The organism is Brevibacterium oceani (assembly GCF_017948325.1).
Lineage (GTDB): Bacteria > Actinomycetota > Actinomycetes > Actinomycetales > Brevibacteriaceae > Brevibacterium > Brevibacterium oceani.
Map to the genome: position 1 here is coordinate 2373422 of NZ_CP072846.1, position 24733 is coordinate 2398154.

Annotated in this window: 20 protein-coding genes; 7 read left to right on the forward strand and 13 right to left on the reverse strand. The window is 65.8% G+C overall.

The genetic code is table 11. The features are described 5' to 3' along the window. The 3 genes from dusB to J9314_RS10580 form a co-directional block, all read right to left on the reverse strand. Nucleotides 1-1188, reverse strand: a complete 1188-nt coding sequence (gene dusB / locus J9314_RS10570; protein ID WP_425514157.1) for a tRNA dihydrouridine synthase DusB — start codon at nucleotides 1186-1188, stop codon at nucleotides 1-3. A 138-nt stretch (nucleotides 1189-1326) separates the two neighbouring features. Further along, a complete protein-coding gene (locus J9314_RS10575; protein WP_210602365.1) occupies nucleotides 1327-2961 on the reverse strand; it encodes an ATP-binding cassette domain-containing protein in 1635 nt (544 codons plus the stop codon). A 249-nt stretch (nucleotides 2962-3210) separates the two neighbouring features. Next, complete coding sequence (locus J9314_RS10580) at nucleotides 3211-3759, reverse strand: helix-turn-helix domain-containing protein (RefSeq protein WP_210602366.1); 549 nt, start codon at nucleotides 3757-3759, stop codon at nucleotides 3211-3213. Between the two features lie 61 nt (nucleotides 3760-3820). On the opposite strand from J9314_RS10580, the gene J9314_RS10585 reads away from it, so the two are divergent. Next, nucleotides 3821-5209, forward strand: a complete 1389-nt coding sequence (locus J9314_RS10585) for an L-lactate permease (protein ID WP_210602367.1) — start codon at nucleotides 3821-3823, stop codon at nucleotides 5207-5209. Between the two features lie 15 nt (nucleotides 5210-5224). Here the strand turns inward: J9314_RS10585 and J9314_RS10590 are convergent, their stop codons facing one another. Together J9314_RS10590 and J9314_RS10595 are read right to left on the reverse strand one after the other, a co-directional pair. Next, on the reverse strand, nucleotides 5225-6553 hold the full coding sequence (locus tag J9314_RS10590) for a M24 family metallopeptidase (protein WP_210602368.1): 1329 nt from the start codon (nucleotides 6551-6553) through the stop codon (nucleotides 5225-5227). A 43-nt stretch (nucleotides 6554-6596) separates the two neighbouring features. Continuing rightward, complete coding sequence (locus tag J9314_RS10595) at nucleotides 6597-6779, reverse strand: hypothetical protein (protein ID WP_210602369.1); 183 nt, start codon at nucleotides 6777-6779, stop codon at nucleotides 6597-6599. A gap of 221 nt (nucleotides 6780-7000) precedes the next feature. Between J9314_RS10595 and J9314_RS10600 the strand changes: the two genes are divergently transcribed. Both J9314_RS10600 and J9314_RS10605 read left to right on the forward strand, forming a co-directional pair. After that, on the forward strand, nucleotides 7001-7486 hold the full coding sequence (locus J9314_RS10600; RefSeq protein WP_210602370.1) for an Lrp/AsnC family transcriptional regulator: 486 nt from the start codon (nucleotides 7001-7003) through the stop codon (nucleotides 7484-7486). Next, nucleotides 7483-8874 carry an aspartate aminotransferase family protein gene (locus tag J9314_RS10605; RefSeq protein ID WP_210602371.1) on the forward strand — a complete coding sequence of 464 codons (1392 nt, stop codon included), beginning with the start codon at nucleotides 7483-7485 and terminating at the stop codon, nucleotides 8872-8874. The genes J9314_RS10600 and J9314_RS10605 overlap by 4 nt, the downstream gene beginning before the upstream one ends. 78 nt (nucleotides 8875-8952) lie before the next feature. Here J9314_RS10605 and J9314_RS10610 read toward each other — a convergent pair whose 3' ends face one another. Further along, on the reverse strand, nucleotides 8953-10284 hold the full coding sequence (locus tag J9314_RS10610) for a YibE/F family protein (protein ID WP_210602372.1): 1332 nt from the start codon (nucleotides 10282-10284) through the stop codon (nucleotides 8953-8955). Between the two features lie 122 nt (nucleotides 10285-10406). Then, nucleotides 10407-11789, reverse strand: a complete 1383-nt coding sequence (locus J9314_RS10615; RefSeq protein ID WP_210602373.1) for a glycine--tRNA ligase — start codon at nucleotides 11787-11789, stop codon at nucleotides 10407-10409. 395 nt (nucleotides 11790-12184) lie between these two features. Between J9314_RS10615 and J9314_RS10620 the strand changes: the two genes are divergently transcribed. Continuing rightward, nucleotides 12185-13993, forward strand: coding sequence for a DEAD/DEAH box helicase (locus tag J9314_RS10620; RefSeq protein WP_210602374.1), 1809 nt, complete (start codon nucleotides 12185-12187; stop codon nucleotides 13991-13993). A gap of 243 nt (nucleotides 13994-14236) precedes the next feature. Here the strand turns inward: J9314_RS10620 and J9314_RS10625 are convergent, their stop codons facing one another. The 4 genes from J9314_RS10625 to J9314_RS19320 form a co-directional block, all read right to left on the reverse strand. Then, nucleotides 14237-15013, reverse strand: coding sequence for an isoprenyl transferase (locus J9314_RS10625; protein WP_210602375.1), 777 nt, complete (start codon nucleotides 15011-15013; stop codon nucleotides 14237-14239). Next, entirely contained in the window at nucleotides 15010-15738 is a 729-nt protein-coding gene (gene recO / locus J9314_RS10630) for a DNA repair protein RecO (protein ID WP_210602376.1), read from the reverse strand. Before recO ends, J9314_RS10625 begins: the two co-directional genes overlap by 4 nt. A gap of 146 nt (nucleotides 15739-15884) precedes the next feature. Continuing rightward, a complete protein-coding gene (gene leuA, locus J9314_RS10635) occupies nucleotides 15885-17657 on the reverse strand; it encodes a 2-isopropylmalate synthase (protein WP_210602377.1) in 1773 nt (590 codons plus the stop codon). A gap of 283 nt (nucleotides 17658-17940) precedes the next feature. Beyond that, entirely contained in the window at nucleotides 17941-19332 is a 1392-nt protein-coding gene (locus J9314_RS19320) for a DUF6636 domain-containing protein (protein ID WP_210602378.1), read from the reverse strand. Nucleotides 19333-19392: 60 nt separating this feature from the next. On the opposite strand from J9314_RS19320, the gene J9314_RS10645 reads away from it, so the two are divergent. Both J9314_RS10645 and J9314_RS10650 read left to right on the forward strand, forming a co-directional pair. Then, entirely contained in the window at nucleotides 19393-20304 is a 912-nt protein-coding gene (locus J9314_RS10645) for a L,D-transpeptidase family protein (protein ID WP_210602379.1), read from the forward strand. 6 nt (nucleotides 20305-20310) lie between these two features. Next, nucleotides 20311-20940 carry a hypothetical protein gene (locus J9314_RS10650; RefSeq protein ID WP_210602380.1) on the forward strand — a complete coding sequence of 210 codons (630 nt, stop codon included), beginning with the start codon at nucleotides 20311-20313 and terminating at the stop codon, nucleotides 20938-20940. A 41-nt stretch (nucleotides 20941-20981) separates the two neighbouring features. On the opposite strand, the gene J9314_RS10655 is transcribed toward J9314_RS10650, so the two are convergent. Together J9314_RS10655 and J9314_RS10660 are read right to left on the reverse strand one after the other, a co-directional pair. Beyond that, entirely contained in the window at nucleotides 20982-21650 is a 669-nt protein-coding gene (locus tag J9314_RS10655; protein ID WP_210602381.1) for a Rossmann-fold NAD(P)-binding domain-containing protein, read from the reverse strand. 43 nt (nucleotides 21651-21693) lie between these two features. Continuing rightward, complete coding sequence (locus tag J9314_RS10660; RefSeq protein WP_210602382.1) at nucleotides 21694-23457, reverse strand: N-acetylmuramoyl-L-alanine amidase; 1764 nt, start codon at nucleotides 23455-23457, stop codon at nucleotides 21694-21696. A gap of 229 nt (nucleotides 23458-23686) precedes the next feature. Between J9314_RS10660 and J9314_RS10665 the strand changes: the two genes are divergently transcribed. Continuing rightward, on the forward strand, nucleotides 23687-24580 hold the full coding sequence (locus tag J9314_RS10665) for a DUF817 domain-containing protein (protein ID WP_210602383.1): 894 nt from the start codon (nucleotides 23687-23689) through the stop codon (nucleotides 24578-24580). Nucleotides 24581-24733 lie beyond the last annotated feature (153 nt).

The following is a 24733-nucleotide window of genomic DNA, read 5'->3' on the forward strand; positions in this document are numbered from 1 at the left end:
TCATCCTCCCGAGATGTCGAGTTCGGCCTCGGACAGCAGCGATCTGCCGCTGGGGTCGAAGATGCGGGAATCCAACCAGCCCTCGGGCAGGTGCGGACGCTTCGGCCTCGTCGTGCGCCCGCGCGAGCCTTCGGCTGCCTCTCCGGGATACGGGGCGTCCTTGTCGAGCTGTTCGAGCAGTCCGGCCAGTTCCTCGAGCGAGGAGACCATCGCCAGCTGGCTGCGCAGCTCTCCCCCGACCGGGTAGCCCTTGAAGTACCACGCGATGTGCTTGCGCAGGTCACGGACACCGTAGAACTCGTCCTCGAAATGGTCGACGAGGTATTCGCCGTGCTTGTACACGGCACGGGCCACCTCGGCGAGGCCGGGACGATGGCGTTCCTCACTGCCGTTCAGCGCGTTCGCGAGGTCGCCGAAGAGCCAGGGTCGGCCCTGGCAGCCGCGGCCGATGACGACGCCGTCGCAGCCGGTCTTGGCCATCATGTCCAGGGCATCCTCGGCGGCGAAGATGTCGCCGTTTCCGAGCACGGGAACGGTGTCGCCGAGGTGGTCCTTGAGTCGGGCGATCGCCTCCCAGTCCGCCGTCCCCGAGTAGAGGTCGGCGGTCGTGCGGCCGTGCAGCGCGACGGCGGCGACCCCGGCGTTGCGCGCGGTCTCAGCGGCGTCGAGGAAGGTGGTGTGATCGGCGTCGATGCCTTTGCGCATCTTCACGGTCACGGGGATGCCCCCGCGCGAGGCCTCCTTGACCGCGGTGGTGACGATGGCGGTGAACAGGTCCTGCTTCCACGGCAGGGCCGAGCCGCCGCCCTTGCGGGTGACCTTGGGCACGGGGCAGCCGAAGTTGAGGTCGATGTGATCGGCGCGATCCTCGTCGACGAGCATCCGCACGGCCTGGCCCATCGTCACCGGGTCGACGCCGTAGAGCTGGACCGAGCGCGGGGTCTCATACGGTTCGTGGTGGATGATGCGCATCGTCTTCGGACTGCGCTCGACCAGGGCCCGGGTGGTGACCATCTCGGTGACGTAGAGTCCGGCTCCGTATTCGCGGCACAGGCGACGGAAGGCGGTGTTCGTGATCCCGGCCATCGGTGCGAGCACGACCGGTGAGGACAGCTCGATGGGGCCGATGCGCAGGGGTGCTGCGGCGGCCGGGGACACGGTTTCTGAGGCTGGGCTGATAACACTCACGAAACCATTATCCCAGTGCAGTCAAAACAGCTCATGCTCACCTCTCATCATCCTTGGCCGCCGCAGGTCGGCAAGCGTGCCAGGCTCGCTTTCCGCCGGTGCCGTGCCCGACTCTGTCCGACGGTTGAGATCGACGGTTCATCTGTCCAAGTCAACGGATTCGGACCCCAGAAATTCCCGCACGTCCCATTCGGTGTCCACGGCGAGTTCCGATGCGAGCCGGTCATCGTGGGTGACCACGATCATCGCTCCCCCGAATCCGTCGAGCGCGGTCACCAGCGCCTCGAGTGAGGACAGGTCGAGGTTGTTGCCCGGCTCGTCGAGCACGAGCAGCTGCGGGGCAGGCTCCTGCAGGAGTCCTGCGGCCAGAGCGACGCGGAAGCGCTCCCCGCCGGACAGGGTTCCACAGATCTGCTCGGTGCGACCTCTGCGCAGCCCCATGGCCGCGAGTACTTCGTGGACGCGATGCGGGTCCAGATGCGGATTGCCCGAACGCACCGCCTCCATCACCGTGAGTTCGGCCGGCAGCCGATACTGCTGATCGAGGTGGGCCACGGGCACGGAGACGGTGATCGACAGATTGCCGAAGAGCTCGGTGATCGGTGGGCCGGTTTCGACGGCACCCTGTCCGTCAGCGGCTGCCATGGCGGCCGCCAACAGGGTGGATTTGCCTGCCCCGTTCGGTCCCGTCAGGCGGATCCGCTCGGGTCCGACGACCTCGACGGGTCTGTCCAGATTCGCCGAGGCGAGCTGCAGGACGCGTTTGCCTGCGTGCACGTGAGTGTCGGGCAGGTCGAGCCGCATGCTCGCGCTGCGGCGCAGCGAGTCCTTGGCAGCGTCGAGATCGGCCTGCGCTTTCGCTTCGTCCGCGGCTGTGTCCCCGCGCCGTTTGGCCGCCGACTTCTCGGCGAAGTTCGCCAGCCCGTTCATCGCGATCTTGGGACGGCGTTTGTTCTCCTTGTCTTTGGCTCCCTTGCGTTCTGACCGGGCCAGTTTCGTCTCGAGATCGATGCGTTGGCGCTTCTCGATCGCGTGGGCCTTCTTCGCATCGACGACGCGCTGGGCCTTCGCCGCCTCTTCGGCAGCGACCATCGCTTCGTAGTCGTCGAAGTTCCCGCCGTAGACACGCAGACGGTCGGTCATCTCGACGATCGAGTCCATATGCGTCAGCAGGTTGCGGTCGTGGGAGATGACCAGGGTGGGCCCGCGACGCGCCCTCAGCAGCGTCAGCAGAAGTCCGCGCCCGTCCTCATCGAGGTTGTTGCTCGGTTCGTCGAGGATGAGCCAGGCCACACCGGCCAGAGCCGCTCGGGCCAGACCGATCCGGGTGGCCTGCCCGCCGGAGAAGCTGCTGAGGCTGCGGTCGAGGTCACCTGCTTCGAGGTGCAGCCCGAGATCGGCGGTGGCGGCCAGGGCCCGCTCTTCGATGTCCCAGTCGTCCCCGATGAGCACGAAGTCGTCTTCGCCGGCGTCTCCGTCCAGGGCGCGGCGAAGGGTATCACGGACGTCGGCGATGCCGAGAGCCTCATCGACGCGCTGCTGCGAATGCGGCAGGAGCTGATCGATGTAGACGGCACCATCCGCACCGGTGACAGATCCGGCCGTGGCGGGAATGAGTCCTGCCAGGATCTTCGCGAATGTGGATTTTCCGATCCCGTTGTCACCGACCAATCCGACGAGTGCGGCCGGAATGGAGGCGGAGAGACTGGAGAAGATCTCGGTATCGTCGCCGAGGCGGTAGTCCAGTTCGGACACAGTGATTGTGGTAGGCATGAGGGTCCTCATTTCGTGTACGCAGAAGCGCTGCGGGCCCGTGGCACCCGCTGATCACGGCATGAGGATTCACTTCACTGCAGAGATGTCCTTCTTAGGAAATGGGACAGAACAAGGATCGCCGACTCGCCTCGACGAGTCAAGACCACCCTCCGACCCTGCCCCTTATTACTACCCGGCGGCGGCCCAGCAACCTGGCGCGAGGTTGCTGGGCCGCCGCCGGGTAGTAATAAGGGGGTTTCGGGCGGTTCAGACGATGATGAGCATGAGCTCGGCGGGCTCATCGTTGGGGTTCGCCAGCTGGTGCGGAACATCGCCGGGGGCCTGAGCGCAGTCCCCGGCATGGAGGGTGGTCCGGCGGTCGATGGTGACGATCTCGATGCTGCCGGCAAGGACGAAGAAGCTCTCACGCGAACCGCTGCGATGAGCGGCGAAGGCGGAGGTCTCACTGCGCGGATCGAGACGGTAGTGGACGACGTCCATGTTCTCGAACGCCGAGGGCAGGTCCCGGCGCCACACTCCGGGGCCGAACTTCGAGGACGCGGGGATCGCCTCGGCGCGAGTGATGGTCACTTCGGGGGCCGCGAGCAGCTCGCCGACGTCGACGCCGAGCGCACGGGAGAGGCCCATGGCATTCGAGACCGAGGTGTCCTGCTCTCCGCGTTCGATCTTCGACAGCGCCGCGCGGGACAGACCCGCCCGGACTGCGAGTTCGTTGAGGGTGAGGTTGTTGAATTTGCGCCGCGCTCTGATCCGGGCACCGAAGACGCGCGCCCCGAGGTCCTCTTCTTTCACCATGGTCGAATCATAGACTATTCTTGAATAGTAGATTTACTTCTCACAAAGGAAATTTGTGCACATGATGGCTGTGTTGGCCCTCGCCCCGATCCTCGTGGCCGTCGCATTGCTGCTATTCAAGCAGAGTTCATGGATCGCGGCGCTCGCCGGAGCCGTCGCCGCGGCGATCCTCGTCGCGGTCGCCTTCCCCACCCCCACCTCGGCGCTGGTGGAATCCGGTATCGACTATTTCCCACTCATCCTCGAGGTCGCACTCATCCTGCTGTTCGGGATGATGCTCGCGCGCTTGCTCGAGTCCGCCGGGTCCATGGCGCAGATCTCTTCATGGGTCGAATCCCGCTCCCCCAGCCGTTCGCTCGGCGTCGCGCTCGTCGTCTTCGGCCTCGTCCCGTTCGCCGAGTCGGTCACCGGCTTCGGGATCGGCGTGACGATCGGGGTTCCGGTCCTGCGCCACCTCGGCTGCTCCCTGCGGCAGTCGGCGATCCTCGGACTCCTCGGGCTCATCGCCGTCCCGTGGGGCGCGCTAGGCCCCGGCACCACGGTCGCAGCCGCGCTCGCCGGTCTCGACGTCGACGAACTCGGGCTGACCACCGCGTGGCTCAACGCGATCCCGGTCATCGTCGTCACGGTTGCGGTGATTGCGATCATGCGTCCATCCCCCGCCTCGGCGCTGGGAATCGTCGGCGCTGCCGCGCTGATGTGGGCGGGCATCCTCGCCGCCAGCTCCGTCATCGGCATGGCACCGGCCGGCATCGTCGGCTCGCTCCTCGTCATCATCGTCATGGGCGTCGTCTTCATCCTCCGCCAGCGCAGCGCCGGCCTCACGCGGAACCTCGGGCTGGCCGTGCTGCCCTACGGCTGCCTGACCGTCGGGCTCCTGCTGGCACGGTGGCTGCATGCGGGTCTGCCGTCGGTGGCCACCCAGATCATCGCCTCACCTCCGTTCTGGCTGGCCGTCGCGTGTCTCATCGCCTCTCTCAGGGTGCCCGGCCGGCGAGGTGTCATGGTCTCGGCCGCACGATCGTGGGTGCCCATCGGGGTGGGAACGGCGGCGTTCATGCTCATGGGCTGGATCATGACGACGACCGGGATGAGTGAGGCCATCGGTGCCGCGCTGCCGGCCGGACTCGTCCTGCTCACTCCCTGGCTCAATTCCGCGGGCGCCGTGCTCACGGGCTCGAACACGGGGGCCAATTCGATGTTCACCGGCACCCTGACGGCCGTGGCCGGCTCTTCGCACGTGGCCGCAATGCCCGTCGTCGCGGCCGGCAACGCCGCAGGATCATTGGCGGCTCTCGCAGCTCCCCCGCGGGTGGCGATGGCCGTGCAGATGGCCGATCCCGGATCCCCCGCCTCGGCGCGGGACGTCTCCTGGGTCCAGGGTCGGGCACTGGCCGTGGCCGGGATCGATGCGCTCCTGCTGGGGCTGTGGATCCAGTTCTTCGCGTGAGTACGGCTCCGCCGGTCAGACGCGGATGATCTCGCGGGGGAAGTGCGTGAACTGATCGCAGCCGGAGTCGGTGATGAGGACCGGTTCGGACATCTCGATTCCGTAGCCGTTCATCCACATGCCGCCGATGAGGTGGAAGGTCATTCCGGATTCGAGGACCTGATCGTCCTCGGTGCGGATTGAGATCGTCCGCTCGCCCCAGTCCGGCGGGTAGCCGATGCCGATCGAGTAGCCCAGGCGGCTCGGCTTCTCGAGTCCGGACAGAGCGAGCACACGATTCCAGGTGCGAGCGAGTTCGGCCGTGGGGACCCCGGGAGCGGCGACGTCGAGGACCGCGGTCAGCGCCTCGGCGACGACACCCTCGAGTCGGACGAGCTCCTGCTTCGGTTTGCCGGTCACGGCGGTCCTGGCCAAGGGGACATGGTAGCGACGGTGGACACCGGCGAGTTCGATGCTCACCGACTCGTCGGCGACGAACGTCCGATCGGTCCAGCTCAGGTGCGGGGTGTCGGCGCTTTCGCCGGTCGGCATGAGGGGAACGATCGCCGGATAGTCGCCCCACGCCTCTTCGCCTCCGCGGATCTGCGCTGCCGAGATCGCGGCGGCCACCTCATGCTGGCCGACCCCGACTCCGATGGTTCCCAGCGCTGCGTCCATGGCTGCGGTGGTCACCTCGGCGGCCTTGCGCATGAGGGCGATCTCGGCCGGGGATTTGACCGCGCGGATCCAGTTGACGAGTTCGAAGGAGTCGACGAGGCGCCATTCGGGCACCCCGTTGACCAGCGCACGGAAGGCTCTCGGGGAGAAGAAGTGCGAGTCCATCTCGACGCCGACCGGTGAGGTCGAGGCCCGAGCGACCTCCCACCGCTGGCGCAGGGCGAACGCGACCCAGTCGAAGGGGTGGATGTGCGGGCGCTGCACATAGCGCTCGGGGTAGCCGACGATGTCCTCGGGCGGCAGCCAAGAGGTGTGCGAGGCTCCGCGTGCGTCCATATCGCGCATGAACAGCGTCATCGGGCCTGATGAGGGCACGAAGAGCAGCTGCGGGGTGTAGAACGACCACGCGTTGTACCCGGTGAGGTAGTAGATGTTCGCCGGATCGGTGACGATGAGCGCCGCCAGCCCCTGGTCGACCATTCGGTTGCGCACCGAGGCGATGCGCCCGAGGTATTCCTCGGGACTGAAGGACAGCTCCTCGGCTCCGATCGTGTCGACCTCGCCGGGAATCGGCTGGGGCCTGGCCTTGACTTCCTTGCCGGCCTGACCCTGTTCGGCACCGGGCCGCATTCCGTGGACATCCGGCCTATTCTCTTCGGCGGAGTAGAACAGCTCACCCTCATTCATGATTACAGTGTGGTGATCCTGATCACAGCCTGTCAATCACTGCTCACGCGCGTGTTGCCGGGGCCGCTCGGGCGGGTGCTGCGAGTGGATTCCGGCCGCGCGATCCTGCCGCCCCACGGGTGCACACCTTCGCGCACCTCGCCCCCACCTCGGCGCGCACCTCGCCGCCCTTCCGGCCCGCCTCGGCGCGCACCTCGCCGCCCTTCCGGCCCGCCTCGGCGCGCACCTCGCCCCCACCTCGCCGCCCCTCCAGCCCACCTCGGCGCGCAGTACATCGACGGCCCTCAAGCACACCCCCGCAGCGCAGAACATCGACGGCCAAGCCGAACGAAACTGACGAATCCAGAATCATATTTTTCAGGTTTCGACTGATTCCGCATATTCGACTACTCATTCCGATTGAATCGGTGATAGATTGGCGTGAGACGCACATCACGGAGGTGAAGAATGGACCAGTTCCTGCCGAACGGCGGCAGTTCCCGTCTGGGCAACCTCGACGAGAAGTCGAAGGCGATCATCGTCGAACTGCAGCACGACGGACGGAAGTCCTACTCGGCCATCGGAAAGTCCGTCGGCCTGTCCGAGGCCGCCGTGCGTCAGCGAGTCTCGAGGCTCATCGATTCCGGCGTGATGGAGATCGTCGCCGTGACCGACCCCTTGAGTCTCGGCTTCGCACGGCAGGCGATGGTGGGTCTCAAGGTCCGCGGGGACATCTCCGCGGTCGCCGAACAGCTCCACGACTACGACGAGATCGATTACCTCGTCGTCACCGCAGGCTCATTCGACCTCCTCGTGGAGATCGTCTGCGAATCGGATCGGCATCTGATCGAGTTCGTCAATGAGGAGCTCCGTTCGATCGATGCCGTCGTGGATACGGAGCTCTTCATGTACCTCTCACTGGAGAAGCAGAAATACAATTGGGGGACACGATGACTGAGAATGTCACCAGGGCCGGCACTCCTTACCAGGAGGCCATCCGCAACAACGTGTGGATGCACATGTCACCACACCAGGCACTGTTCAATGGTGGTGAGGCGCCGGTCATCGTACGCGGTGAAGGCCACCACATCTTCGACGACAAGGGCAAGAAGTACCTCGACGGTCTCGCCGGCCTGTTCACCGTTCAGGTGGGACACGGTCGCGAGGAGATCGCCAAGGCGATGTACGACCAGACCCTGCAGCTGCCATTCATGCCGCTGTGGTCGTACACCCACCCGCAGGCCATCGAGGTCTCCGAGCGACTGGCCAGCTACGCGCCGGGCGACCTCAACCGGGTCTTCCTCACCTCCGGCGGCGGCGACTCGGTCGAGTCGGCGATGAAGCTGGCGAAGAACTACTTCAAGCTCGTCGGCAAGCCGGGCAAGCACAAGATCATCTCGCGGGCCACGGCCTACCACGGCACGCCTCACGGTGCGCTGTCGGTGACCTCGCTGCCGGGGCTGCGCGAGCAGTTCGCTCCCCTGGTTCCCGGTGCCCACAAGGTGCCGAACACGAACTTCTACCGCGCCCCCGAGCCCTACGCTCACGATGAGAAGGCCTTCGGCCGCTGGGCCGCCGACCGCATCGGCGAGGCCATCGAATTCGAGGGCGCCGACTCGGTCGCCGCCGTCTTCCTCGAGCCCGTCCAGAACTCCGGAGGATGCTTCCCGCCGCCTCCCGGCTACTTCGACCGGGTCCGCGAGATCTGCGACGAGTACGATGTGCTGCTGGTCTCGGACGAGACGATCTGCGCCTACGGCCGCATCGGCGATATGTTCGCCTGCAATGACTTCGGGTATGTGCCCGACATCATCACCTCGGCCAAGGGCATCACCTCCGGCTATGCGCCGCTGGGTGCGATGATCGCCTCCGACCGCCTGTTCGAGCCCTTCGGCCCAGGCGGCGACGAGACGTTCTACCACGGCTACACCTTCGGCGGACACCCCGTCGCCTGTGCCGCTGCGATGGCGAACTTCGACGTCTTCGAGGCCGAGAAGCTCAACGACCACGTGCACGAGAACGCCGCGGCGTTCAAGTTCACGCTCGAGAAGCTCAAGGACCTGCCGATCGTCGGCGATGTCCGCGGTGAGGGATTCTTCTACGGAATCGAACTCGTCAAGGACAAGGACTCGAAGGAGTCGTTCACCGAGGAGGAGTCCGAGCGGATCCTCAAGAACTTCGTGTCGGCAAAGATGTACGAAAACGGTCTGTACTGCCGTGCCGACGACCGTGGCGACCCGGTCATCCAGCTCTCGCCGCCGCTGACGGTCGGCCAGAGCGAGTTCGACGAGATGGAGCAGATCATCCGCGGCGTCCTCAACGAGGCCTGGACCATGTTCTGACCCTCCCCACTTGCTACCTGACGGCGGCCCAGATACCTCCCGCGGGGTATCTGGGCCGCCGTCAGGTTGTATGAAGCGTCAGCGGTTGCGCCGGAGGGCCTCGCGACGAGTCATCGGCTGCGAGTCCGCCGGCGTCTGCGATGATGACTCCGTGGGTGCGTTCGTCGCCTCGGCGGGTGCGTCCGTCGCCTCCGGTCGCGCCGTGTCGGCTGAACGCGCAGGAACTCGGGGCGGACGGACTCCGGAGCGGACGACGAGCACGCCGAGCGCGGTCGTCAGCGGGATCGCGACGACCAGTCCGATCGAGCACACGAGGATGCTCACGACCTCGATCGACATCTCCCCCAGTGTCAGAGTGTCGAAGAACGACTGGTCGTGGGCGGAGACGATGATGAGCGTCGTCAGCGCCGAACCGACGTAGGCGAATGTGATCGTGTACACCGTTGAGGCGATATGGTCACGGCCGATGCGCATGCCGCGAGCGAAGAGCTGTCGGCCCTTGAGATCCGGTGCCACCGTCGCCAGTTCCCAGACCGCCGAGGCCTGAGTGATCGTCACGTCGTTGAGCACGCCGAGGCCGGTGATGAGGATCGCGCAGACGATGAGGTCGGTCATCGACAGATTCGTCGTGTCGGTGAGCAGATAGCCGTCCTCGGTGTAGGCGATGCCGAGGTTCGCCCATGAGGTCATCCATGCGCCCAGCACCCCGGTGATGATGATTCCGAGCACGGTGCCGAACAGTGCGGTCGTCGTCCGTGTCGAGATCCCGTGGGCGAGGTAGAGGGCGATGACCATGATCGCACTCGCCGCGATCATCGCCACAAGGATCGGCGGTTTGCCGTCGAGGATCGCCGGCAGCATGAACACGAGCAGCACCACACCGGCGAAGCCGAGCCCGATGAGTGCCCGCAGTCCCCGGAAACCCGCGACGACGAGCACGACGAGCCCGTAGACGATCGCCAACGCCAGCAGCGGAACATCCCGGTCGTAGTCGATGAACACGAAGTCCGATCCGGTCTCCGCGCGGTCGGGCGACTCGGTGAAGTCGAGGACCTTGACCTTGTCACCGACGCCGACGCCTGCCTTGATGGCATCGGGAGTGACGTAGAGGCTGCCGTCCTGTCCGTCCGCCTCGGCGGTGTAGACCACGCAGTCGGCCATGATCGTGGGGTCCGTCTCCCCTGTCTCACACTCCGAGGCGTCGACGGCCGTGACGGTCGCCTCGGTGTCGGAGACGCCCTCCGCCGCGTTCGTGGTCGGTCCGCCGCCGGGCAGATCGGTGTCCGGCCCGTCGGGCCAGAGCAGGAGCAGACCTGCAATGGTGACCGCGACGAGCGGGACGAGGCAGGCGATCATGATCAGTCGAACCCGCGGCGAAGCCTTCGGTTCGCGGTGGAGCGTCATATGCATGGCGGACCTTCAGAAGATAGCTGCTCGATTCGAGACGGCGCCCGATGATGGTGCTACATGACGGCGGCCCAGCAACCTGGCGCCAGGTTGCTGGGCCGCCGTCGGGTAGCAATTGGGAGGGGTCAGACTTCGCCGAGGTGGTCGGCCAGGTACTTCTCCACCTGGTCGATGCTCACGCGCTCCTGGCTCATGTCGTCGCGCTTGCGGATCGTCACCGCATTGTCATCGAGCGAGTCGAAGTCGACGGTGATGCACAGCGGTGTACCGACCTCGTCCTGCCGGCGGTAGCGGCGCCCGATGGCGCCGGCGTCGTCGAAGTCGATGTTCCAGCGCTTGCGCAGCGTCGCCGCGAGGTCCTTCGCCGCCGGCGTGAGCTTCTCGTTGCGGCTCAGCGGCAGCACAGCGGCCTTGACCGGAGCCAGACGGGGATCGAGCTTGAGCAGGACGCGCTTGTCGACCCCGCCCTTCGTGTTCGGTGCCTCGTCCTCGGTGTACGCGTCGACGAGGAAGGCCATCATCGACCGGGTGAGACCGAACGAGGGCTCAATGACATACGGGGTGTAGCGGTCGCCGCTGGCCTGGTCGAAGTACTGCAGCTTCGCTCCCGAGGCCTCGGTGTGAGTGCCGAGGTCGTAGTCGGTGCGGTTGGCCACACCCATCAGCTCGCCCCACTCGGATCCTTGGAAGCCGAAGCGGTATTCGATGTCGATGGTGCCGGCCGAGTAGTGCGCACGGTCCTCGGCGGGGACGTCGAGGCGGCGGACGTTGTCGGCAGAGATGCCGAGATCGAGGAACCAGGACCAGCAGTCTTCGACCCACTGCTTGTAGTAGTCGTCGGCCTCGTCCGGGTGGACGAAGTACTCGATCTCCATCTGCTCGAACTCGCGGGTGCGGAAGATGAAGTTGCCGGGAGTGATCTCGTTGCGGAAGGCCTTGCCGATCTGGCCGATGCCGAACGGCGGCTTCTTTCGGGCAGCGGTGAGCACATTGTTGAAGTTGACGAAGATGCCCTGCGCGGTCTCCGGACGCAGGTAGTGGAGTCCGGCTTCGGAGTCGACGGGGCCCAGGAAGGTCTTGACCAGACCGGAGAACTCCTGCGGCTCGGTCCACTGACCACGAGTGCCGCAGTCGGGGCAGACGATATCGGCCATTCCGTTCTCCGGGGCCTTCTTGTTCTTCGCCTCATACGCCTCGACGAGGTGGTCTTCGCGGTGGCGCTTGTGGCAGTTGAGGCACTCGACGAGAGGATCGACGAAGGTGGCGACGTGGCCGGAGGCTTCCCAGACGCGCTTGGGCAGGATGATGGAGGAGTCGAGGCCGACGACGTCTTCGCGTCCACGCACGAACTGCTGCCACCACTGGGTCTTGATGTTGTCTTTGAGCTCCACGCCCAAGGGCCCGTAGTCCCATGCCGAGCGGGAACCGCCGTAGATCTCTCCTGCTTGGAAGACGAATCCTCTGCGCTTGGCCAGGGCGATGACGGCATCCAACTTGGACTGTGCCACTAGTTCTCTCCTTGTTTCAGTTCGCCGACGGCCGGCTGCCGTGGCTCGCAGGTACCAGCCTAACCGGTCACGCCGCCGCTTCCTCAACACCGGCCCGACCTGCCCGGACGCCCGTCCTCGACGACGGAAAGACACCGCGATGGACACCATGGGAGGCGACTGATCTCACACTCGGTTTCCCATTTCGGAGCCGCCTCGGCGAGGGCACGGCATGTAGACTTGGGGTACACCCAAACCTTTCTCCGTACCGACGTCTTCACGTCTGTCCAAGCGAGTTCTTGGATCACTACGGTTTCGGCCCGGATTGCTCACGATGATTGCACAAGCGGCCGCAGGGTAGATCGCCACTACAGTCATCTGCGATCAAGTGTGTGCCGACGTGAGAGAGATCACTCATGACCGATGTGTCCGCAAACGACGAAACCACTCCGAGATTCTCCGAACTGGGACTCCACCCGCTCGTGCTCAAGGCCGTAGAGGCACAGGGCTACGAGATCCCCACACCCATCCAGGCCGAGACCATCCCGACCCTCCTGTCGGGCCGTGACGTCATCGGTCTCGCCCAGACCGGAACCGGAAAGACCGCGGCCTTCGCCCTGCCGGCTCTGTCCGACCTCGCCGAGGCGGGGCGCGCTGAGGACGGCCCGTTCGCTCTCGTCCTCACCCCCACTCGCGAACTCGCGATCCAGGTCGCCGAGGCGTTCACCTCCTATGCCACGGAACTTCCCGACTTCTCCGTGCTCCCGATCTACGGCGGACAGGCCTACGGCCCGCAGCTGGCGGGTCTGCGCCGTGGTGCGCAGGTCGTCGTGGGCACTCCGGGTCGTGTCATCGACCACCTGAAGAAGGGTTCGCTCAAGCTCGGCAGCCTGCGTCACCTCATCCTCGACGAGGCCGACGAGATGCTCAAGATGGGCTTCGCCGAAGACATCGAAGAGATCTTCAGCCAGGTCGGTGAGGACCGTCAGGTCGCTCTGTTCTCGGCCACCATGCCGACCTCGATCCATCGGATCACCGGCAAGTACCTGGACGACCCGCAGGAAGTTCGGGTCGCTGCGAAGTCGCAGACCGGCGCGAATATCCGCCAGCGCTACTTCATGGTCCAGCATTCGCACAAGCTCGACGCTCTGACCCGCATCCTCGAGGTCGAGGAGTACGAGGGCATCATTATGTTCGTGCGCACGAAGCAGGCCACCGAGGAACTGGCCGAGAAGCTACGCGCCCGCGGATTCAAGACCGCCGCGATCAACGGCGACATCCCCCAGCAGGCACGTGAGCGCACGATCGACATGCTCCGTGAGGCGAAGATCGACATCCTCGTCGCCACCGATGTGGCCGCGCGTGGTCTCGACGTCGAGCGGATCACGCTCGTGGTCAACTACGACATCCCACACGACACCGAGTCCTACGTCCACCGCATCGGCCGCACCGGTCGCGCGGGACGCTCGGGCGAGGCGATCCTCTTCGTCACCCCGCGTGAGCAGCGCATGCTCGGCTCCATCGAACGCGCCACGAAGCAGAAGGTCGAACCGCTGACCCTGCCCAGCGTGGAGCAGCTGACGAACACGCGAGTGGAGAAGTTCACCAAGCGCATCGACGACGTGCTGGCTACCACCGAACTCTCCGAACTCACCGAGGTCCTCGAACAGTACTCGCTCTCCCGCGATGTGCCGGCGTCGAACATCGCCGCCGCACTGGCCTCGCTCGTCCTCGAGTCGAACACCCTCAAGGCCGAGCCCATGCCCGAGCCGGCGCGTCGTCAGAACCGCGACCGCGATCGCGACGGCGGCCGTGACGGTGGCCGTCCGGCCCGGGGCGGTCGCGTCCGCGATGAGAATATGACGACCTACCGTTTGGCTGTCGGACGCAATGAGCGCCTGCAGCCGGGTGCTGTGGTCGGTGCGATCGCGAACGAAGGCGGAATCACCTCGAAGCAGATCGGCCACATCGACATCCGTTCGAACCACACGCTCGTCGACCTGCCCAAGGACCTCGACCCGTCGGTGCTGCGCAAGCTCGCGAATACCGAGATCCAGGGACGCCCCATCGACATCCGCCCGGACTCCGGACGCCCGGGACGCCCGTTCAAGAAGCGCAACTTCGATAAGCAGCCCGGTGACAGCCGCAACTTCCGCGGTGACCGCCGAGGCGGCGGCAAGAAGTTCGGCGGCGGCCGTGGCGACCGCCCCCGCGACCGCTACTGAGCCGCAGCTGCGCTAGAGCTCAGCGGCTGAGGAGCTCTCTTAACGGCACGGCCCCGCAACCTGATGGTTGCGGGGCCGTTGTGCGTACATGATCGAGTCCCAGCAGAGCCGTACTGATCATCAGCTCGGTGAACCTGCAACGGCTCGGTGCAGGGACCAAGCTGATGCAGGTTCACCAAGCTGATGCGCCAGTCGTGAAGCTGATGCGCCAGTCGTGCGGAACGTCGCCCGCGCGGAACTGCCTCAGCTGGTGGGTGTGTCGACCGCTCCGCCGAAACGCCGGTCACGGCGGGCGTACTCTTCGATGGCGGCCCACAGAGTCCGCCGGTCGACGTCGGGCCAAAGCACGTCCTGGAAGACCATCTCGGCATAGGCGGACTGCCAGAGCAGGAAGTTCGAGGTCCGCTGCTCCCCCGAAGAGCGCACGAACAGGTCGACGTCGGGAACCTCGGGTGAGTACAGGCGCGACCGCAGGGTCTTCTCCGTGACCTTGCCGGGTTTGAGCCTGCCCGCAGCCACCTCGGCGGTGATCTCGTTGACGGCGTCGATGATCTCGGACCGACCGCCGTAGTTGACGCAGAACTGCAGGATGAGGCCGGTGTTGTGTTTGGTCATCTCGGCCGCGGTCTCGAGTTCGTTGATGACCGATCGCCACAGTCGCCCGGGACGACCCGACCATACGATGCGCACGCCCAGGGCGTTGAGTTCATCGCGACGACGGCGGATGACGTCACGGTTGAAGCCCATGAGGAAGCGCACCTCTTCGGGTGAGCGCTTCCAGTTCTCGGTCGAGAATGCGTACGCCGACAGGTAGTCCACGCCGACCTCGATGGCACCGTGGATGACGTCGAGCAGTGAGGCCTCGCCGGCCTTGTGCCCCTCGGTGCGCGGCAGTCCCCGCTGGTTCGCCCACCGACCGTTGCCGTCCATGACGATCGCGACGTGCCGCGGCACGAACTTCGCGTCGATGCGCGGAGGCTTCGCCCCGCTGGGATGGGCAGGTGGTGCGGGGTAGCTCATGTGCTCTCCAGAACTCTCAGTGATCGGATGTTGCGTTCGAGGTGCCAGGACACCCAGTCGGTCACGAGCTTCGACCCGTCCATCTGGTCGTGCAGGTCAGACGCCTCGGCTCTCTCCCAGTCCCCGGACAGGAGGGCGGCCATGTGCTCCAGGGCGTCGGTGTCCGGCAGTGCCGCACCGGAGGGTCGGCAGTTCGTGCACACGGCCCCGCCGAGCGCGGCCGAGAACGCCCGGTGAGGGCCGGGTCGACCGCACTGAGCGCAGTCGAGCAGGCTCGGTGCCCACCCGGCCACGGACATCGCGCGCAGCAGGTACGCGTCGAGGGACAGCCTCGGCGGGTGTTCGCGGTTGCACAGGGATCGTATCGCGGAGACGAGGAGGAGGAAGTGGGTGCGCGACTGGGGCTCGGCCTCGGTGATGCTGCGTGCGGTCTCGGCCATCACCGAGGCGGCCGAGTAGACATCGTAGTCGGCGGCGATTCCGCGGGCGAAGGGTTCGATGAGTTCGACCTGGGTGACGATGTCGAGGTTGCGGCCGACATGGCATTGGAGGTCGACGAACATGAAGGGTTCGAGGCGGGAGCCGAACCGCGATTTCGTCCGGCGCACCCCCTTGGCGACGGCTCGGACAAGCCCGTGGCTGCGGGTGAGCACGGTGACGATGCGGTCGGCTTCGCCGAGCTTGTGCCCTTGCAGCACGATGCCTTCATCACGATAGTTGTGCACCCGGCCATTATCGCAGAGCGCGGCGGGGAATCATCCCCGCCGCGCTCCGTGACTGCTGTGAGATCGCCCGCTGAGGCTACAACCTGCGGCCGACTCAGCCCTGCCGCCGGCTCAGCGCTGCCGTCGCCTCAATCGTGCCAGTCGCCTCAGCCCTGCCGGTCGGCGTCGCGGTCGCGGGCCGCACGGTTGACCGCGGAGACCACGGCCTTGAGCGAGGCCTTCGTGATGTTCGGATGCAGACCGGCACCCCAGAAGACCCGGTCTTCGACGGCGAGTTCGACGTAGGCGGCCGCCATCGTGTCCGCGCCCGAGCCGATCGCGTGCTCGTGGTAGTCCTGGAGCCGGATGTCGACGTCGAAGTTCTCGATGAGGATCTTCACGAGCGCATCGATCGGACCCTTGCCACGACCTTCGTAGGAGCGTTCCTGACCGTCGACGATGAGGTCGACCTCGACGCGTTCGGAGGCTCCCGAGTCGTCCACAGTGCCCGAGTCGGTGCGCAGACCCACGATCTGGAAACGGCCCCAGGTCCTGTCCTCATCGTCGCTGGGCAGGTACTCGTAGTTGAAGATCTTGCGGATCTCTTCGGCGTTGACTTCGCCGCCGCCCTCGGTGTGCTGCTGAACGGCGCGGGAGAACTCGACCTGCATACGACGCGGCAGGTCGAGACCGTACTCGCTCTTGAGCAGGTAGGTCACTCCGCCCTTACCGGACTGCGAGTTCACCCGGATGATCGCCTCGTAGGACCGGCCGAGGTCCTTCGGGTCGACCGGCAGGTAGGGCATGTCCCATTCCATCAGGTCGACCGGGGTGCCCTGCGCGTTCGCGTTCTTCTCCCGGTCGGCGAACGCCTTGTTGATCGCGTCCTGGTGCGATCCGGAGAACGAGGTGAAGACGAGGTCGCCGCCGTAGGGGTGACGCTCGTGGACGCCGATCTGGTTGCATTCGGTGACGGTGTGGATGACCTCGTCGATGTCGGAGAAGTCGAGTTCGGGGTCCACACCCTGGGTGTAGAGGTTGAGCGCCACCGTCACCAAGTCGAGGTTGCCGGTGCGTTCGCCGTTGCCGAACAGGCAGCCTTCGATACGGTCGGCGCCGGCCATGATGCCCATCTCAGCGGCCGCGACGCCGGTGCCCCGGTCGTTGTGCGGGTGCAGGGACACGGCCACCTCGTCGCGGTAGGGCATGTTCCGGCAGAACCATTCGATCTGGTCGGCGTACGTGTTCGGGGTGCCGCGTTCGACGGTGGCGGGCAGGTTGACGACGGTTTCGCGACCGGCGGCGGGCTGCCACATGTCGAGTACGGAGCCGACGATGTCGAGGGCGAACTCGGGTTCGGTGTCGACGAAGATCTCCGGCGAGTACTGGTAGCCGAAGTCGGCGTCGCCGAGGAGGGACTCGGCGTGCTTCATCACGGCCTGGGTGCCGCGTGTGGCGATCTCCCGGGTCTGGTCGTAGCCTTCGCCGTCGAAGCCGAAGACGACCTTGCGGAAGACGGGCGCGGTCGCGTTGTAGAGGTGGACCGTGGGCATCTTCGCGCCGACGAGGGATTCGACGGTGCGTTCGATCAGGTCCTCACGGGCCTGGGTGAGCACGGAGATTCGGACATCGTCGGGGATCGCGTCCTGTTCGATGATCTCGCGGACGAAGTCGAAGTCGACCTGGCTGGCGGCGGGGAATCCGACCTCGATCTCTTTGAAGCCGAGCTTGACGAGCAGGTCGAACATCTTGCGCTTGCGGTCCGGCGTCATCGGATCGATGAGGGCCTGGTTGCCGTCACGCAGGTCGGTGCTCAGCCAGCGCGGAGCCTTGCGGATGAGCTGATCAGGCCAGGTGCGGTCGCGCATATCCAGGGCGATGCGGTCCTGGAAGGACTTGTACTTGCCGAACGGCATGGGAGATGGCTTCTGCAGTTTCATTGTTCCTCTATCTCAGTTTCTCAACGCTTGACCAGCATAGGAAGACTCCGCGACGAGTGTGCTGTCCGATCAGGACTCGTCGCGGCAAGGAAGGAGGAGGAACCTGTGTGCCACGTCATCACCGTAGACCTCATTCCGCCGCCGCTCCCAATTTTGTCCACATCCTAAGATCGCCGAGGTGGCCCCGACGCCCAGTAAGCACGTTTCCCTGACCGTACGGTCACCCGCACCGAGGCGGCTCGGTCGGAGCCGACGGACACCGCCCGGCCCCGGGCCGGCCGACTCACTTGAGGAAGTCGACCGAGGCGCGGCGCACGTTGAATCCGATTCCGGATTCGTCGGACTTGCATTCCATTCCCTCTTCGGAGGAGGTGCAGGTCATGCCTTCGGCTGAGATCGAATCGCCGTACCCGAGGACCCGGGCGGGCCCATCGGTCTCCGGTGCCTCGACGCAGGAGAATCCGGCGCCGTCGTTGTTGGCCACGACGATCGCACCCCAGTCGTCGAGTGTGCAGTCGTCGGGCTTCTGCGGCGGCGAGTAGTCGTAGTCCTTGATCACGCAGCGGGCACGCTCGGAATCGATCGTACACGCGATGTTGCCCGAGGGTGAGGTGAAGGTCTCCTCGGCGACAGGCGGTTCGGAGCTGGCGGAGTCGGACGGCTCCGGATCATCGGTCCGGCCGATGGAGGGTTCGTCGCTCGGGGCCGCTGTGGTCTCGTCGGGGCCCTGAGTCGAGTCCCAGACGATGTATCCGACGATGCCGAGCGCGAGGACGAGCGCGATGACGGCGAGGATCCACAGCCATGCCGGAACCTTCTTCGTCTCGGAGCGCCGACCGTAGGGATCGTTCGGTCCCCCGGGTCCCCCGGGTCCACCAGGACCACCGGGACCACCAGGACCGCCGGGGCCGACAGGTCCGCCCGGCCCGCCGGCGCCGTACCCGGCCACGGGTGCGGCCGCATAGGCAGGAGGGCCGCCGGCAGGCTGGTAGCCGCCGGAGCCCGTGGGCTGGTAGCCGCCGGAGGGGTGGCCCCCACCGCCGGTTCCGGGGTAGCCGGGGCCGGCCGGTGGCTGTTGGGGCCCGCCCGGGGAGAGGCCGGGGCCTGCCGGTTGCGGGGCACCGGGCGCGGCCTGCGAGTTCTGTGCCTGAGCAGCCGCTCCGGCGGCGCCGAACTCCGCTCCCCACTGCCCCTGATGCGGGTGCGGCGGTCCGGACCAGTTCGAGTCCTGCGGCCGTCCGGACTGTGCCGCTGTCGGCATATCACCTGACCGGGCGTGTGCCTGCGCCGAGTCCTGCGGCGATCCCGGCTGCGAAGACGGGGCACCCAGCGGGTTCCACTGCTTGGGCGCCGACGGCTCTTCGGCAGCGGCGATGTCATCGGAATTCGCCTTCCGGGGCGCGGCGGGAAGACCTCCCGTCTCGTGACCCTCGGCCGCGGCGAGCTGGCGCAGCTCCTCGAGGCTGAGGACCTCGGTGGCTTCAGAGCCGTCGGAGTCGACCATCGACCGCAGTCGACGCAGCTCCTCGGAGGTCAGTGCTTGGGTAGAGCCATCCGCGGGCGCCGATTCGTCCTGGCCGATGAACAACTGGGTTGTGATCGATTCCGGAGACTCCTCGGCCGGCTTCCGACGCCCGGGGCGCGGAGGATGGTTCGGCACAGGTGGAATGCTCATGGGGTCATTTTCGCATAGTCATTACCGGTGGGTTCTCAAGGTTCGTGAGAGGATGACCTCATGACCAGTGGTGTCTTTCGGCGCGGTGGGCTGCCCGCCGTCGTCGTTCTTGCTCTCATGCTGACCGCCTGCGGCACCGATGCCGACGGCGGCGGAGGCGACTCGACACACGCCGATTCCGCGGCGTTGGCCGCACCCGCGCAGCAGACGAGCTACGGTGATTTCGCCGCTCCCGCTCAGGCTTCCCCGTCCGGCGGAGGATCCGATGCCGCGACCACTTCGAGCGGCTCGGGTTCGGGCAACGGCTCGAACTCAGGCAGCGGCTCGGATTCGAACCAAGGCTCCGATTCGACAACGGACTCCGACGCAACGGGTCCGGCTCATTCGGTCCCGGTCCCGGGGCTGGCGAAGGAGTATGCCGATCAGATTCCGCAGGAGACCTCCCAGGTCCTCGTCGCCACGTCTCCGAATGCGAAGTCGGAGACGTCGACGCTGAGCTTCTATCAGTTCGAGGACGAGAAATGGACGAAGCTCAAGACCTTCTCGACCCACAACGGCAGCAACGGCTGGCTCAAGGACAGGCACGAGGGCGATAAGACGACCCCGATCGGCGTGTTCACGCTCTCCGACGCCGGCGGCTTCAAGGCCGACCCGGGCACGAAGCTGCCCTATACGCAGGATGACCGTCTGCCTTCCTCTGCGACGGTGGCCTACGGCGCGGACTACGATTCGGTCTTCGACTACATCATCGCCATCGACTACAACCGGAAACCGGGGACGGCCCCGACCGACAAGACGCGCCCGATGGGCTGGGACAAGGGCGGCGGAATCTGGCTCCACCTCGACCATGATTCTGGGACCAACGGCTGCGTGACCCTCAAGGAAGCCGACCTCAAGTGGATCCTCGGCACGATCGATCCCGACGCCCACCCGCGCATCGCGATGGGGCCGGCGCCCGAAGTGGAGAAGTAGGCCCGCGTGCGTCGCCTCGTCATCTCTCTCGTCCAATCGATCAATGGCTCCTTTGCGCAGGACGGTTGGTCGACCGGAGTCTCCACCGACGCCGACTTCCGGAACTTCATCGCCCTGCGCCGAGGCGCGAGTGCGATCGTCATCGACCGTCGCACTGCGCTCAATCCGCAGCTGCCCGTCGTCAACGCCCCGGGCAAGGCCCTCGAACACACCCCCGTGCACGTACTGACCGAATCCGACCCTGTCCCGTTGCAGGCGGCCCTCACCGAGGCGGGACTCGACTACCGTGCCCGCAGTTTCACTCCCGACACCATCGCCGAGGTGGTCGCCTCCTTGGAGACGAAGGTGTCCGGGACGGATTCGCAAGGTTCATCGGGTGCGGTTGCCTCGGCCGAGGGAAATGGCTCAGCGGGTGCAGCAGACGCCAGCGAGATGATTCTCTGCGAGGCCGGCCCGAACCTCTCCTTCCGTCTGTTGGACGCCTACCCGGGCGCCGAACTCGTCCTCAGTGTCAGCCCGCTCTACATCCACTCCCTCGGCAGTCATTTCTCGCAATTGCAGGCAAGGATCGATCTGCACCTCATCGACGTGCGCTCTGAAGACGACCAGGTCTTCCTCCACTACGTCAGGGCCTGAGCCGCGGAGAGACAGGGGCCTGAATCCAGCCGGAACCGACCTCAGTCGTCTGCACCGATCTCCGTGCTCACGTCGAACCGGTCGGGCGAGTGCAGGACCGCTGTCGCCGCCGCGGCCACCTCGGCGAGGGTGATCGTCTCCACTCCCCCGGTCAGGTCATTGCGATCGTCGCCGCCGATGGGAGCCATGATCCGCAGTTCGCGGAAGTCCACCGACGTCGATTCGGCGGCCGCCACCTCGATGAGCATCTTCTGTGCAGCACCGAAGACGCTGATCGCTCCCGATCCGGGCAGGGGCTCGACGCTCGCAACGCCGTTGAGCGCGAGATGGGTGATGCGACCGCCCGACTCGCCTCCCCTCATCCGCCCGGAGGCGAGCGCCTCGGAGGCCGCGCACGCGGAGAAGTGTCCGCGCAGGTACGAGCCGTAGTCCTCATCGAAGGCAGTCAGGCCGCGTTCGAGGACGGGACGATCGACGTACCAGCCTCCGATCGCCGCGATGACGGCATCGACCGGAGGAAGACCCGCCTCGGCGAGTCTCTCGACGACGCTCTTGGGGCGCTCCACCCATTCGGGCAGCACCACGGGCGCATAGGGCACTTCCCCAGCTGGGGCGGAGCGGACGATGCCCGTGATCCGATGGTCTGAGCACAGCTGCTGCGCCAGTCCTGTGCCGACATGACCGGAGGCGCCGAAGATGAGGATATGCATGGTGCGAGTCTAGGGCCTCCGCTTCGGCGCAGCCGGCCCGACGTCAGGAGACGTGAACTTTGACTCCTTCGCCCTTCTTGTACGTCATGTATCCGTGTTCGAAGTTCTGCCGGGTCTTGCCTGCCGAGGCGAACTGATCCGTCTTCGGCAGTCCGAGGCTGCTGCGTTCCCATCCCAGCGACTTCCACTTCTTGAGCATCTCTCCGTGCATCGGCTGACCCTTCGTCGACGATGACCATGCGATCATGCCGTTCTCGAAGTTCTGATAGTAGGTGCCCTTGCGGTATTTGAACGTCTTTTCATCGCTGCTCGGGAAACCCAGGAAGCCTTTCGTGTAACCGGCTCGCTTGTACCCGTTGCGGATGCCGCCCTTGTTGAGGTGCGCTCCGGTCTTCGACGACCAGTACACGGTACCTTTCGCGAAGCGCTGGTAGGCCCCGTTCGGTTTCGTCAGCGTCCCCTCTGTGCTGCGTGCCTCCCCTGTCTGTGCCGAGTGGGACCGAAAGTAGGTGCCGATGGCGCCCTTGACCGGGTAGCCGCCGACGTCGGACTGCATCGATTTGGCTCCGGACCTGATCGCTCCGAGTTTCGAGTAGAAGGCGTTGCCAGGACATTCTGTGTAGCTGGTGTCCCGGTGCCCGGAGACCACATTGAGGCTGACCTTCTTCCCCTCGGGGTACCGGCTGGTTCCGCCCCCGCCGGAGGTGAGGGTCATCTTGCCGGTCGGGTTGAAGGCGTACTGATTGGCTTTCCACGCGATGAGGCGCTTGACGGCATTCTGGGCCGCTGTGCTCGGCGCGGAGCTCGTATAGGTGCCCATCACGCTGATCCCGATCGTGAAGGAGTTGAACCCGGAAGCGTGTGCTCCGGTCACGGACAGGTCGATGCTGTCAGCGCGGCCCTCATAGATCGTGCCGTACTTGTCGACGAGGAAGTTGTAGCCCAGGTCGCACCAGCCGCGTTCCTTCGTGTGATAGGCGAGGTAGCCGCGGATGATGCCGGGCGCCTGGGACTTCGTGTACGAGTTCGACCCGGCGGTGTGATGGACGAACACCCCTTTCGACGTGCTCGTCTTGTCGGTCTTGCACCGGACGAGCTTCTCATCGGCGCCCCATTCCCTGCGGGTGACGATGTTCGCCTTGAGTTCGTGGTGGGAGACCTGCGCGGAAGCCCCCTGAGCAGTGATCCTGCCGGCCTTCTTCACCACGGACGCATCGGTGTCGGTCACCTTGCTTGCGACATTCGTGATCGTGAGATCGTCGGTGTCCCGATCCTTCGCTCGCGAACGGAGTTCGACGGAAGTGGAATCGACCACCGGCACGGCCTCCGTCCGCCCCTTCTTCGCGCTCGCCGGAATCTGTCGACCTTCTGCCGAGTCTGTGTCCGGTCCGGCACCGTCGTCCACGGGCAGGGTCTCCCACGCAGACCAGCCGGACCCGACGCGATAGCGGATCTCGAGTTCGGGGTCGTCGCCTGTCCAGTTCGCACCGATGATGTTCACCTCGGAGTCGTCGAGGCTGATCGCCTTGACCTTCGCCGAGGTGGCCACATAGGTCTTCGTCGTCGTCCCAGTCCCTCTCCTCACCGTCGGAGCCTCACCGTCGGTGCCCTTGGCTCCGGTGTCGGTCGCACGGGCATCGCCCGAACCGGAGTCGGCAGTCGACGATTTCTCGTCCGGAGCGGACGGGGACGGTGTGCCCCCGTCACCGAGTGAGGGCCGGTCCTGTGCGGACGCGGCCGAGGGAAGCGAGGCAGCGAGCAGGGCTCCGGCGAGCGCGGCGGCAGAGAGTCGTCGGGTCAGGGTCATGGGTGTTCGGTCCTTTGCATCGTGCCCGTCTCCGAGTCCGCCGGTGGACGGGACGAGTCATCATCACTGCTTGCTCAGCGTAGAGAGAAACTTCCCCGGAGAGAAGAGAACTCGCAGAATTCGTGAGGAATTCTTTCAGCCTTCGCGCAGTCGTGACACGGGTGCGTACCGGCGGCCTCACCGGCCCGGCCGCGATAGAGTGCTGACACGTCGACCGCACGAAGGACCCATGGCAGAGAACTCTGAGCTCACGCGACTCGAATGGTTCCTCGATCGGATGGCGAACCGCTGGCTCGTCGGCATCCCCGCAGGCATCCGCGAGTTCCTCGCCTTCGGGATCAAACAGGCGTGGGCGTGTCTCTTCGGCGCCCTCATGCTCACGGCCATCATCGGCACCTCCCTGCTCTACCCCGACGACGCCCCACTGGCCCGCAACGACCTGCTCGTCATCCTCGCCGTCCTCATCCAGGCCGGTATGCTCCTCGCTCGCCTGGAGACCGGCAGAGAGCTCATCGTCATCATCGTCTTCCACATCGTCGGCACGGGCATGGAGATCTTCAAGACCGCGGTGGGTTCGTGGGACTACGCGACCGGAGGCGTCCTCCATATCGGTGCCGTTCCCCTGTTCACCGGTTTCATGTACGCCGCGGTCGGCTCCTACCTCGTCCGTGTGCATCGACTGTTCGATCTGAGATTCAGCCATTACCCGCCGAGGTGGCTGACCGCGGCCATCGCCGCCGCCATCTACATCAATTTCTTCACCCATCATTTCGTCCTCGACCTCCGTCTCGTCCTCGTCGCCGCCACCGTCATCGTCTACGTCCGCTGCCGCATGCATTTCCGCGTGCACCGGATCACGCTGTCGATGCCCGTGCTGCTCGCCTTCGTCCTCGTCGCATTTTTCATCTGGCTGGCGGAGAACATCGGCACGGCCGCCGGGGCCTGGCTGTATCCGAGCCAGGACGACGGGTGGCACATGGTGCCCCTGACGAAGCTCGTGGCCTGGTTCCTGCTGATGATGATCTCCGTCGTCCTCGTCACCTTCGTCCACCGACCCAGACCTCCGCAGCCGGAGTCCACGTCTCCTGCGGGCCCTGACGAGGCGCCGCCGACACCCGCGTGAAATCGGCGGAAACCCCCGGTCACCACGGTCGACGCTGATACTGTGAATCCCAACGATTGTGGACGTGGAGAAGGAGACTCATGGCGGCACCCGGTGCGCAGGAGGAGAGGGAACCGAGTGCATTGCTCAGGGTGTTCCGACCATCGAGGGGCT

Excerpts from the sequence above, each read along its gene's own strand:
- J9314_RS10610 (WP_210602372.1), bottom strand. The coding sequence starts at position 10,284 with ATGCATATGACGCTCCACCGCGAACCGAAGGCTTCGCCGCGGGTTCGA.
- J9314_RS10665 (WP_210602383.1), top strand. The coding sequence starts at position 23,687 with ATGGCAGAGAACTCTGAGCTCACGCGACTCGAATGGTTCCTCGATCGG.
- J9314_RS10590 (WP_210602368.1), bottom strand. The coding sequence starts at position 6,553 with ATGAATGAGGGTGAGCTGTTCTACTCCGCCGAAGAGAATAGGCCGGAT.
- J9314_RS10620 (WP_210602374.1), top strand. The coding sequence starts at position 12,185 with ATGACCGATGTGTCCGCAAACGACGAAACCACTCCGAGATTCTCCGAA.
- J9314_RS10625 (WP_210602375.1), bottom strand. The coding sequence starts at position 15,013 with ATGAGCTACCCCGCACCACCTGCCCATCCCAGCGGGGCGAAGCCTCCG.
- J9314_RS10605 (WP_210602371.1), top strand. The coding sequence starts at position 7,483 with ATGACTGAGAATGTCACCAGGGCCGGCACTCCTTACCAGGAGGCCATC.
- J9314_RS10585 (WP_210602367.1), top strand. The coding sequence starts at position 3,821 with ATGATGGCTGTGTTGGCCCTCGCCCCGATCCTCGTGGCCGTCGCATTG.
- J9314_RS10580 (WP_210602366.1), bottom strand. The coding sequence starts at position 3,759 with ATGGTGAAAGAAGAGGACCTCGGGGCGCGCGTCTTCGGTGCCCGGATC.
- J9314_RS10645 (WP_210602379.1), top strand. The coding sequence starts at position 19,393 with ATGACCAGTGGTGTCTTTCGGCGCGGTGGGCTGCCCGCCGTCGTCGTT.
- J9314_RS10655 (WP_210602381.1), bottom strand. The coding sequence starts at position 21,650 with ATGCATATCCTCATCTTCGGCGCCTCCGGTCATGTCGGCACAGGACTG.
- J9314_RS19320 (WP_210602378.1), bottom strand. The coding sequence starts at position 19,332 with ATGAGCATTCCACCTGTGCCGAACCATCCTCCGCGCCCCGGGCGTCGG.
- J9314_RS10575 (WP_210602365.1), bottom strand. The coding sequence starts at position 2,961 with ATGCCTACCACAATCACTGTGTCCGAACTGGACTACCGCCTCGGCGAC.
- J9314_RS10600 (WP_210602370.1), top strand. The coding sequence starts at position 7,001 with ATGGACCAGTTCCTGCCGAACGGCGGCAGTTCCCGTCTGGGCAACCTC.
- J9314_RS10660 (WP_210602382.1), bottom strand. The coding sequence starts at position 23,457 with ATGACCCTGACCCGACGACTCTCTGCCGCCGCGCTCGCCGGAGCCCTG.
- leuA (WP_210602377.1), bottom strand. The coding sequence starts at position 17,657 with ATGAAACTGCAGAAGCCATCTCCCATGCCGTTCGGCAAGTACAAGTCC.